This is a genomic window from Wolbachia endosymbiont of Tettigetta isshikii (assembly GCF_041154185.1).
Classification (GTDB): domain Bacteria; phylum Pseudomonadota; class Alphaproteobacteria; order Rickettsiales; family Anaplasmataceae; genus Wolbachia.
Window position 1 is genome coordinate 22,823 of the sequence record NZ_JBFTEN010000012.1, and the last position, 10,629, is coordinate 33,451.

General features: G+C 35.9%; 13 protein-coding genes and 2 pseudogenes. 5 read left to right on the forward strand and 10 right to left on the reverse strand.

What is annotated here, in order from left to right; all coding sequences use genetic code 11:
• Positions 1 to 513 precede the first annotated feature (513 nt).
• A complete protein-coding gene (gene elbB, locus AB6N09_RS03270) occupies positions 514 to 1,206 on the reverse strand; it encodes an isoprenoid biosynthesis glyoxalase ElbB (protein ID WP_411131520.1) in 693 nt (230 codons plus the stop codon).
• A 150-nt stretch (positions 1,207 to 1,356) separates the two neighbouring features.
• Here elbB and AB6N09_RS03275 point away from each other — a divergent pair, with 150 nt between their 5' ends.
• Genes AB6N09_RS03275 through AB6N09_RS03285 form a run of 3 tightly spaced genes read left to right on the forward strand, consistent with a single transcriptional unit; the run spans position 1,357 to position 2,352 of the window.
• Positions 1,357 to 1,839, forward strand: a complete 483-nt coding sequence (locus AB6N09_RS03275) for a hypothetical protein (RefSeq protein ID WP_411131521.1) — start codon at positions 1,357 to 1,359, stop codon at positions 1,837 to 1,839.
• A gap of 52 nt (positions 1,840 to 1,891) precedes the next feature.
• Positions 1,892 to 2,143: a hypothetical protein gene (locus tag AB6N09_RS03280; RefSeq protein ID WP_411131522.1), complete on the forward strand. Its 252-nt coding sequence runs from the start codon at positions 1,892 to 1,894 to the stop codon at positions 2,141 to 2,143.
• Between the two features lie 50 nt (positions 2,144 to 2,193).
• Entirely contained in the window at positions 2,194 to 2,352 is a 159-nt protein-coding gene (locus AB6N09_RS03285; RefSeq protein WP_411131523.1) for a hypothetical protein, read from the forward strand.
• Positions 2,353 to 2,380: 28 nt separating this feature from the next.
• On the opposite strand, the gene AB6N09_RS03290 is transcribed toward AB6N09_RS03285, so the two are convergent.
• The 5 genes from AB6N09_RS03290 to AB6N09_RS03310 all read right to left on the reverse strand — a co-directional run bounded on the left by AB6N09_RS03290 (position 2,381) and on the right by AB6N09_RS03310 (position 6,207).
• Entirely contained in the window at positions 2,381 to 3,883 is a 1,503-nt protein-coding gene (locus AB6N09_RS03290) for a leucyl aminopeptidase (protein ID WP_411131524.1), read from the reverse strand.
• Between the two features lie 96 nt (positions 3,884 to 3,979).
• Complete coding sequence (locus AB6N09_RS03295) at positions 3,980 to 4,630, reverse strand: protocatechuate 3,4-dioxygenase (protein WP_411131525.1); 651 nt, start codon at positions 4,628 to 4,630, stop codon at positions 3,980 to 3,982.
• Positions 4,631 to 4,690: 60 nt separating this feature from the next.
• Positions 4,691 to 4,849, reverse strand: coding sequence for a hypothetical protein (locus tag AB6N09_RS03300; RefSeq protein ID WP_411131526.1), 159 nt, complete (start codon positions 4,847 to 4,849; stop codon positions 4,691 to 4,693).
• A gap of 341 nt (positions 4,850 to 5,190) precedes the next feature.
• Complete coding sequence (ykgO, locus tag AB6N09_RS03305; RefSeq protein WP_084221196.1) at positions 5,191 to 5,319, reverse strand: type B 50S ribosomal protein L36; 129 nt, start codon at positions 5,317 to 5,319, stop codon at positions 5,191 to 5,193.
• Between the two features lie 69 nt (positions 5,320 to 5,388).
• Positions 5,389 to 6,207: a pyruvate, water dikinase regulatory protein gene (locus AB6N09_RS03310; protein ID WP_411131527.1), complete on the reverse strand. Its 819-nt coding sequence runs from the start codon at positions 6,205 to 6,207 to the stop codon at positions 5,389 to 5,391.
• Positions 6,208 to 6,425: 218 nt separating this feature from the next.
• Between AB6N09_RS03310 and truA the strand changes: the two genes are divergently transcribed.
• Entirely contained in the window at positions 6,426 to 7,163 is a 738-nt protein-coding gene (truA, locus tag AB6N09_RS03315; RefSeq protein ID WP_411131528.1) for a tRNA pseudouridine(38-40) synthase TruA, read from the forward strand.
• Between the two features lies 1 nt (position 7,164).
• Here the strand turns inward: truA and dnaN are convergent, their stop codons facing one another.
• Complete coding sequence (gene dnaN, locus AB6N09_RS03320) at positions 7,165 to 8,313, reverse strand: DNA polymerase III subunit beta (RefSeq protein ID WP_411131530.1); 1,149 nt, start codon at positions 8,311 to 8,313, stop codon at positions 7,165 to 7,167.
• Between the two features lie 61 nt (positions 8,314 to 8,374).
• The gene (locus AB6N09_RS03325; protein WP_411131531.1) at positions 8,375 to 8,701 is read right to left on the reverse strand and encodes a hypothetical protein; all 327 of its coding nucleotides are present in this window, start codon (positions 8,699 to 8,701) and stop codon (positions 8,375 to 8,377) included.
• A gap of 37 nt (positions 8,702 to 8,738) precedes the next feature.
• Between AB6N09_RS03325 and AB6N09_RS05745 the strand changes: the two are divergent.
• A pseudogene (locus AB6N09_RS05745) lies at positions 8,739 to 8,882 on the forward strand (IS256 family transposase); the annotation flags it as partial.
• Here the strand turns inward: AB6N09_RS05745 and AB6N09_RS03330 are convergent.
• Together AB6N09_RS03330 and AB6N09_RS03335 are read right to left on the reverse strand one after the other, a co-directional pair.
• On the reverse strand, positions 8,862 to 9,449 hold the full coding sequence (locus AB6N09_RS03330; RefSeq protein WP_411131532.1) for a hypothetical protein: 588 nt from the start codon (positions 9,447 to 9,449) through the stop codon (positions 8,862 to 8,864). The pseudogene AB6N09_RS05745 and the gene AB6N09_RS03330 overlap by 21 nt on opposite strands.
• Positions 9,450 to 9,665: 216 nt before the next feature.
• A pseudogene (locus AB6N09_RS03335) lies at positions 9,666 to 10,487 on the reverse strand (phage portal protein); the annotation flags it as partial.
• Positions 10,488 to 10,629 lie beyond the last annotated feature (142 nt).

Genomic DNA, 10,629 nt, shown 5'->3' on the forward strand with positions numbered 1-10,629 from the left:
ACTACACAGAAAGTGGACAGACAACAGTAGAGGAAAGCTACCCAATAGAAACAAAAAACTACTTGACAACCTCCGCCGTTACCCTTATAATGATACTGAAGCTATTCATTTAACTTCGCAATCTGCAGATTAAAATGACAAAGGAAACTTTGTATTTGGCGTTTCATATTTAAATTTTTGCACTATGTGTACTCCATGTCTTCATAAAACTTCTAGGTTTTTGCCTATACAAGCTGAAACGCGCTTGTAAGTCGCTTAAGACATCACCCAATGCCGGATTTTAAAATAGAGAGTGGAATAACTAGCTACCTCGGGGTTTTATTGTCTTTTTTCTCACTTGGTAAATTTCCTAAATATTTATTACTAAAGTAGTATCCTAGATCCCAGTATCAAGTACTGGGATGATAAGAAAAGAAGGTACTTGGATGACAAGAAAGGGGGAGCCGGAATGACACCATTGTTGACTGGTAAACGGTATCTTTAAATTTGTCCTATTACCATTGGGATTTGGTACTAATTTCTTTTGTTGATCTTTTTTACCATGCTGTCAATCATATGTTTTATCCCTTGATATACAGAGTACGTACTTTCGTCACTACGCATATAAGCAGAACAGGAAAATACATTATGTTCTTCGTCTTCTATTGACAACTCTGTATCACACTTTATATGCTCGCCACCAAGCTTTTCTATCAACTTTTCTCTGTCATCTCCTACAGTCACCTTAATTTTATTTCTTCTTTCGCCTATTTTACTACTTAAAATAAAAACAACCACCGCTGGAGATATGCATATCGCTCCTATTGACTTTTTTGCAGCAAAAAATTCTGAAACTAATCTTTTAAATTCAGGTATTACTGTTGCCACGTCTTTACCTTCAGCTAGGTCAGATAAGTTTTTCGCAACTCCATATCCGCCGGGTACAACTAGCATGTCAAAATCTTTAGCTTTTGCTTCCTTTAGGTCATATATTTCACCTCTTGCAATTCTTGCTGCTTCTACAAGTACATTCCTCTTCTCTTTTACTGCCTCTTTTGTTTTATGGTTCATAACTTGTGTAATATTGATATCAGGTGCAAAGCATTTAACTTCCACTTCATGCTGATCAAGTACGAGCAAGCTTAAAACAGCTTCTCTCACCTCTGCGCCATCGAGATGACCACATCCTGATAAAACCACAGCGGCTTTTAATTTTTTTTCACCCATAGAGTACCTTGTTTTCATATAATTTAGGTATTGTAGTACAAATTCCATGTTTGAAAAGAGGTAATTGTATTAATTACTTCATGCTAATTATGATATAGTTAATAATTGTTATGTATAATTAGGTATATTTATAGTTGATAGGAATTAAATATGCTGCAAGGTGGTGCGACAAACGCAGACAGTGAATACCTTACTCAAGGTTTAGTTGAACTTATTCAAGGAAATGACAGTTTGAAAGAAGCAGCAAAAGGGTTTTTGGATCAAACTGAAGATCTGAAAAATTTAGATTTAACTAAAGCGGAAGACGTAGCTGATTTATTAAGTGGCAACAAGGGCGAGGAGTTCTTAAAAGCTATATCAGGAAAACTACCAGAAGAAGAAAAGTTTAAAAAACTAGCCGAGCAAATTGGTAAAGATCCGGTAATGATGGAAAAGCTCAAAACTTTAGGTAACCAGTTGTTAATTCAAGGAGTTATAGGTGGAGCAGCTATTACAGCACTAACAGGTGCACTAGCAGATACATTAGCGATAGTAGGAGTGGCTGGTGCATTAATGGGTGGTGGATTAGCACTAGCTGGGCTTGTAGCACTAGTGGCTGTAGGCTGCTATTGGTTATGCTATATATCAACATAGAGGTGAGATAAAAGAAAGTGCTGAGTCTTTAGGGAAAGCAGTAAAAAGTTTTGTGAAAAATATAATTGATAAATTACCTGTAATTCAGATTCAAGACAGAGACAAAAATTTTTATAAATTGTATCAGGAATCATCTCAACTTGCTTTACGCACCGAAAGTGAAGAAATAAAAAACATTCAGGATAAGGCAAGTGTAATAGAAATGCTTCAAAATGAAGAGCAACGGTCTGCTATAAAGGAATTAATAAAGGATGGAATCATTAATTTTCCAAGGGATGGGGAAAATGGTATGGACAGGCTATAGAAAAAGGTCTTAGTACTCAAGAAGCTGATAAGAAAGCACTTGAGGAGCTTATGAAGGAATTTCTATCTAAAATTATGGCAATTGGTAGTGACATAAAAGAGGTAGAGGAAAAAGTTAATGAGAAAGTGAAAGAAATAAAGCCACCAGGTTCTACAGTAAAAAATCCAAGTTCTGAACCAGCAAGCCCAAAAGAAGAGATCAAAAAGTGATAGCTTTCTAAATTTCAGTATTAAGGCTTCAATTACCCGTTTCGTAGTATTTCTCAACCAATTTATTAAGCAACCTTATACCAAAACCTACCGCCCCTTTTGGAGAAATATCAGTGCCTTTTTCATGCCAAGCCGTGCCTGCAATGTCTAAATGTGCCCAGCAAGTTTCATTTATAAAACGCTGTAAAAATTGCGCAGCCATTATGCTATCTCCGCCAGAGCCTGCAGGAGCGATGTTTTGGACATCAGCAATCGGTGAGTCGATAATTTTATCGTAAGTCTCATTCATAGGAAAACGCCACAACTTCTCGTTTACTTCATCTCCTACATCGATAAGACGATTTGCTAATTCATCATTATTGGAAAAAAGACCAGCATATTCATTATTCCCAAGCGCAACCACTATAGCACCAGTTAAAGTTGCAAGATCAACCATAAACTTAGGTGAGAATCTGTTCTGCGTATACCACAAAGCATCTGCAAGTATGAGCCTTCCTTCTGCATCGGTGTTTAATACCTCTATTGTCTGTCCAGACATCGAAGTTACTACATCACTTGGTCTTTGAGCATTACCGTCCACTGCATTTTCTGCAAGTGCAACTATGCCAACTGCATTTACCTTCGCTTTTCGTCCAGCTAGAGTACGCATCACCCCAACTACAGTAGCAGAACCTGCCATGTCATACTTCATTGACTCCATGCCACGCGAAGGCTTGAGTGATACTCCACCAGTATCAAACGTTATGCCTTTACCCACAAAAGCTACAGGCTTTTGTTCCTTGGAAGCTCCATTCCATTTGATCACTACTAATTTTGGCTCTTTACTACTTCCTTGTGCTACCCCAAGCAATGCTCCCATTTTTTTCTCTTCCATTTGCTTCTTACCAAGCACTTCGATTTCAAGGCCAAGCTTAGTAAGTTCGGTTTTTATATAATCAGCATAGGATTCTGGATATAAAATATTAGGTGGTTCAGTGGTAAGAGTACGTGCAAGAAATATGCCTTCACCTTCTTGTCTTAAACGCTCAAATGATTCTTCAGCACTACTGAATTGCTCATCTTTCGCTAGCGCTGTGATCTCCTCTACTTCTGTAACTTTTTCATCCCTTTTGGTTTTATACTTATTAAACTTAAAACTGCGCAAAAATGCACCGTATGCGACATTTGCTGCATTGCCTTCGGTTGAAATTGCCGCTCGCTTGATTTTTAATCTGCTTAGTTCGCAATATATTTTTCCGCCAATATTTAATTCTTTGTTTTCATCCCATTCATCTATCTTGCCAAGCCCAGCAACAATAACATTCTTTCCCTCTGATGAAGTAATGGAGAAAAATTCACCAAAACCTCCATTGAAATCACTAAATCTTTTGATGTTATCTATAATTTGCTTGTCTTGTAAAACCTTAACGTTACTTATAAATTCATCATTTTCAAACAAACCTATTACTAGTGTTTCAAAATCAGGTAAAGCCTTAGAAATTGTTATCTTCATTGTTGATATCTCCGTTGCAAATAATTGTAAGCTGCACATAAAACATAGTAAAAACATTAGTAAGATGTTTTTCATATACATTTTAAGTACAACAGCGCTTAAGACTACTATGAACTCCCCTGATATGCAAGGGTTTTATCTTTTGTCAGAAAATTTGTTATACCCACCTAAGGTGATATTAAATGTGTAGGTCTTAATGGCCCGATCATTATAAGTAAACGGCACTATCAGAAGGCTTGCAAGCCCATTATCAATAAGATTCCCAAGAACAGAATCAGCACAGTTGTCGCAGTTATGGTCGGAAAAGAACATTTGTGTTGTGAACTCTGGGAAATCTGGATGTTGAACCAAAAAGTTGATGTGTGGAGCCCTATCACCAATTTTTCCAGGTGCTATTGTAATAAAATTATAATAGCCAAGGTTATTTACTATAAACCTTCCTGACCCAGCAAAATTTGGATCAAGCTTATCATCCTCCACATTCTCGTCATAATGGTTTACGCCGTGTGAATTCGCGTGCCACATAGAAACTACAGCGTTTTGTATTGGCAAACAGTTTACATCAGTAACTCTACCCACTATGCTTATCAATTCCCCTGTTGCGCTACTTGGAGAACCAGGTTTTCTTCTTAAATTATTTGAAGAGTTAAAGCTTTTTGGTTTTGTATCAAGATCATAAATCTCTGGAGTTTCAATACAGTTGAGCAAAATAGGATCGGCTGCAAATGATGACAACCCAAACATAGCCTGTACTAAAAGCGCTAATAAGATATTTTTCACTTTCACCTCGTTTACAATGCCTGCACTTGGATTATAGCGGGTTTTTTCTTTTGTTTAAAGATGTTGCTATTCCACATCAAGAATAACCATTAATTCTTTAGGACTCACATAACACAGAGCATTTCTTGCTTGTTCGTCAAGCAGATCCAAATCTAAGCTTTTTTCATATAGGCCGAACACTTTATTACTCAACTTCTCCCTTTCGAAAGATATATGCTTCAGCAAAAGTTTATTGTACTCTATCTCTTTTTTTTTAAATCCATTAATGCTGATAAGCGACGTTTACCCGTAATCGTACTGATATTAAATATAGTGTAAGAGAAGAAATGAGCAAAGCTGTACTTAAATACAGTAGCCTCTTCTTATTCCTAAATACAAACATCATACTTTTACATATTAAAAACTAAAAAAACATATAACATGAAAAAGTGAACAAAAAACTAAGCACCCTAGTTACAGCTTAGAACCCTTTTACCGCAAACCAAGCCCGGATATACAATTGACACAGCCACTGCTTGCCTCAAGGCAAGCAATATCCCCTTGCATAATCAATTTATAACTGATACTCAAGAACCCTGGCGGGCTTTACACCTTGGCTTTACTTTATTTATAACGTAAATTTTACCACTCCTTCTCACAACTTTACAGTTTTTATCTCTGCTGCGATGGGACTTTAGTGAGCCTTTAACTTTCATAACTATAGCGAAAACCAAATTATTTTATATTATGGTTACTTACAAAGAGTTAGTCAATTGATAAATTTATCACATTCTATTAAAATATTGTATAATCGTTGCTGACACTTCCTCGATCGACTTTTGTGTTACATCTATAATTGGCCAATTGTTTTGTTTAAAAAGTTCCTCTGCCTTTTTAATTTCCTTTTCTACTTTCTTAGGGTCAGCGTATACATTATTATTTTCGTTGTTAATTGAAGTAAGTCTATTTTTGCGTATTTCCACCAGCCTACTTGCATCTACTGTTAGCCCTATTGTCAGCTTGTTTTCTAACTTTGTTAAATCAACATAAAAGGGTACCTCACTAACAAAGGGAATATTTGTAACCCTATAGCCCCGATAAGCTAGATACATACTGGTGGGAGACTTTGATGTACGCGAAACTCCAATCAAGATTATGTCTGCCTTGTCAATATCTTGAATATTTTGTCCGTCATCATGATTAATAGTGTAGTTTATTGCCTCAATACGGTGAAAATACTCATTATTTATCTCAGTATGCAAGTCAAGCTTTTCGTCTTTTTCAATTTCAAGATAGGAAGAAATTTCTCTAATGATATGTGATAATATTGCTCGATAGGGAATTTCCAATTTTATACAATTATCTTTTAAATATTTTCTTAATTCATCATCAGTAATAGTACATATAACAAAGTGATGCTCATCACTTTTCTTATTGATTTCCTCCAAAATTCTATCAATTTGTTCCTCTTTTTTCACAAAAGACCAAACATATTCAATTGTTTCTACAGAACGAAAGTGTTTCAGAGCTGACTTTGCGACTGATATAACGGTTTCACCACTTGAATCTGATATTAAGTGTAGATTGAGCTTTTTAAAGGTCATATTTTATATAGTATAATACTATATAATAGTATGGACTCAAGCAACCTGCTACTGAAATTGCACAAACATTGTGATTTTAGGACTAGTTATGTGTCATCCAAGTAGAACACACCATAAATTTGTCTAAACCTCTAGCTGTAGGCAAGAAGTACTCTTTATTAATTTATTCTATTACCAGTGAGATTTGGTATAAGATAGAAAATTAGATAGATTTTGTAGTGCGATACAAAATAACGATAGAATATAACGGTAGTAGTTTCTCTGGTTGGCAGAAACAACAACATTCTGCTGACTCAATCCAGGAGACCATAGAAAACGCTATATTTAATTTCAGTGGAGAAAAAGTCACTTTGCACTGCGGTGGCAGGACTGATGCAGGAGTTCATGCTTTAGGACAAGTTGCTCATTTTGATATGGAGAGGGAATTTGAGCTTTACAGAATAAGGAACGCAATAAATTATCACTTAAAATCAATTCCTATAGTCGTGCTCAATGCAGAAGTTGTAGATGATGAGTTTCACGCGCGATTCTCAGCAAAAAAAAGACGCTACGAATATAGAATAATTAACCGCCATGCTCCTGCAGCTTTGGAAGCTGGTTATGTATGGCAAGTATTTAACCCACTTGACGTAAACATCATGCGTGAAGCAGCTAAACATCTGCTTGGAAAGCACAGCCTTTCAAGTTTCCGCTCAAAAGACTGTCAAGCTGCAAATCCGGTAAGAACGATTGATGATATCGAGATAGTACAAAATGAGAGTCATATATACATCAAAATATCCGCTATTTCTTTTTTACATAATCAAGTGAGGATCATTGTCGGCACTTTGGTTGAATTTGGAAAAAACAAAACTAATCCAGAAGAAATGCTAAATATATTAAACCAACGTAAAAGAAACGCTGCTGGAGTTACTGCACCACCTTGCGGTTTATATTTGGTAAAGATAGATTACTAACTTAAGTCCTCATTGGCATTACTATATATAATACATTTGGATCATCTTCATCAGTGATAATTGTAGCACCATTGCCATCTGACAAGTTAAATTTACACTTGTTTTTTATGCAGGACAAAACATCAAGCAAATAGCGTGAATTAAACCCTATTTCTATAGGAGCTTCATTATAATCTACCTCTATGGATTCAGTTGCATCACTACACTCTTGTGAGTTTGAGTTTAGAGTTAATAATTTTTCTTGTAACGAAAACCTAATGGATTTTATTTTATCGGATACAACAACGGAAACCCGATCTATAACGCTAGCTAGCTTGCCACTCTCAACAATCATTTGTTTATCCTGAGATGCCGGAATAACAGTTTTATAATCTGGAAAAGTTCCATCTATTAATTTTGATATTAAAATATACTCACCGCATGTGAATTTGATTTTTCTGTCTGAGAGCTTTATATTAATTTCATTACAATCATCCAATACTTTCAGCAGCTCCATGAAAGTTTTACGCGGGATTATCACACCAAGTTTACCGTTGATATTTTCAGGTTTAGGCCTCTTTATACACGATAAACGGTGGCCATCGGTTGCAACGCAATACAGAAATTGCTCATCCGTATGCAAGTATATCCCATTCAAATTGTATCTTGTATCATCTAGTGAAACAGCAAACTTCGTTTTAGTTAATAGGTCTACCAAATCTGCACTCAGCAGAGTGAAATCATATTCATGATCCCCTTCTTCAAGGACAGGAAAGGTATTTGACACTACATTCGGTAAAGAAAAGTTTGCGTTTCTACAAGATATCAATAATTTCCCTTGATCATTCATTCTGAAATTAATATCTGAATCAGTTGGCAACTTCTTCACTATGTCGTGTAAAGTATGTGCTGAGATTTTTACTTCTCCTTCCGATGACACATTTGCAGCAAGTGAAGCAAATATTGAAATATCAAGATCAGTGGCCTTTAATTTTATGCTGCCATGTTGTGCTTTGATATTTATACAAGCTAAAACATCTATCGTGTTACGCCTTTCAACCACTCCACTTACTCTGGATAGCATATTTAAAAGACTTGCGCGGCTCACGCTAAAACACATTTTCTCACACACAGCTTGCTCTTTGATTTCTACGTCCGCAACCTCTGACATATCAATTCTCAAAAATATATTTCAAATGATATCCACATTCTTCGTAAAGTAAAGTGCTATTTTACTGGCAAACGGTGCTCGTTGTATATTCACGTACAAACATTTTTAAGCATAGGCCCAGCAGGCCTATGTGCATTGAGTGGTTAAAGATCGAACAATAGGACCACAACCCCAGGTGTTGCTCAACGTTTTGATTATTAAGATTTCCACTTGGCACACTACTTTCTACAAACTTTTCAAATGCCTGTACTTTTAATGTAGGAATATGTCTCTCCTTAATATCTTGAAAATCTACAAAGTTAATCAGAGTTATTCTTCCATTTCCAAGTTTTTCTTTAAAATCACCACTGTGAACTTCAAAAAAGTTTTTTATACTAGCAAATGTCATAGTTTTGAAATTACACACATAATGTATTGATAAAGCATCAACTAATGGTCTGTGGATTATGCAGAAAAATCTCATAAAAAAGGCAGAACAGAATTGGACTATGGCTATACCTAATTGGGCTTTAACTATATCTCAACTTGATATTTTTTCCCCTGGTAGATTAAAAATCTGGTTGAATTAAAAAATTCGGTTTGACACACTTTTTTAAACATTCCCCTTTTTCTTCTTCATTAGCCTTGTTAATTAAAATATGGGCATATTCTGGATATTGTTCTTGTAAGCTTTCTTGTTTGCCAAATTTACTGCGTACATTTTTATTTCTTTCCCATATACTAACTAGATTATCAATGTTGCTTTCTCTTAAAAAGTCATACAGTGGCTTATTCTCTTCTTTAAGTTTACTGATTTCCTCTTGACATTGCTTCCAATATTCTAACACCTTCCTGTTAAAATTAGAATCTTGTTCTAAATAATCTGGTCTGTTCACTTCGGTATCTTTTAACAGAGTGTATTTTACCAAAATCTTTGCTACTTCCTCATGTTCGTGCTCGATAGAAACAACTTTTTGCACACCGGGTTCAAGGAATAAGTGAGGTATAAGTCTTGTATGATCATCTTCAACAACTAAACGTAATGGAATTCTTTCATCTTTATCTACTCTATTAACACAAGCACCTTTGTTTATTAGAGTTTTGATCATCTCTAGATGACCACTTCTAGTAGCCAGATAATAATGGAGTACGTCCATACAGATCTACTGCATCAATATTCGCTCCATCTTCTATTAACTTTTTGACTTTTGTTATCCCTCCTTTTTTAATAGCATTAAAAGCTGTTTATTTAACTCTGTTTGTTGTACTTCATTCATAAAATACCTCCAACTTATCAATGTACTAATGTAATAATGCAACGTAAATATTTGATATTTATTAATATTGCAATATTTATATTGTGTATAAAATCTTCAACCCAACTCATCACCACCCGGAAGTGGTGGTAGACCAAACGCTTCTCTTTTTTCGTTGAGGGTCATAAAGCTTGCGTTTTCTACGTATTTCCAAAGCTTTTGCCTCTTTTCCATGAGAATTTCTATTGCATCTTTGTCGTATGACAAGCACAGATCTTCACCAAATCTTGGTGTTAGCCAAGAATTTAGATGACAGACAATGTTTTCAAGTGTTGGTAAAACCGTTTGCTCCCAAATGGAAAGGCGTGCTTCGACCAAATTGCTGTAAGTGTTGTCGCCTGGTATGCCAAGCAACTGCGGTGGAACGCCAAAAGCCAGTGCAATATCGCGAGCTGAGCTATGTTTGGATTCAATAAAATCCATATCTCTTGGCGATAGACTCATTTCCTTCCATTCCAAGCCTCCTTCAAGTAATATTGGCCTTCCAGCGTTGACAGAGCCTGAGTAATGATCTTTTATCTGTTCTTTCAAACGCTGATGCTGTTCCTGGCTTAAATTTCCACTGCTCCCATCTTTCGCTGGTTTTACAGCTATTGTACCACTTGGCCTCGCCCCATTTTGCAACATTGCCTGATTCCAAGCACCAGCTTGGTTATGCTGATCTATTCTATATGCTGCTGCCTCAATTGGTGACAGTCCATACCAATCACTCAAAGGATTGAGGGTTTTAAGATGTAGCACTGCTGAACGCCCAGTTAGCTTATTGACCTTAAAGTCATAACTGTTATTGTTCACAGTGTAGCGGTATATATAAGGAACGTTATTCCTTCCAGGAACAATCTCAACTCTATCGTGGCGCAGAAGATAGAGCTCTGTTGGCGGTTTCCTATCAACTATGTTTTTTAAAAATTTTTTATTTGTGTGATTTTGCAACTTTACCCAGTCATATGGGCAATAAAAACCCGTTTGTTATAGAAAATAGATTTTATATCAAACAGCTACCGCAGCAATTTTTACTTAA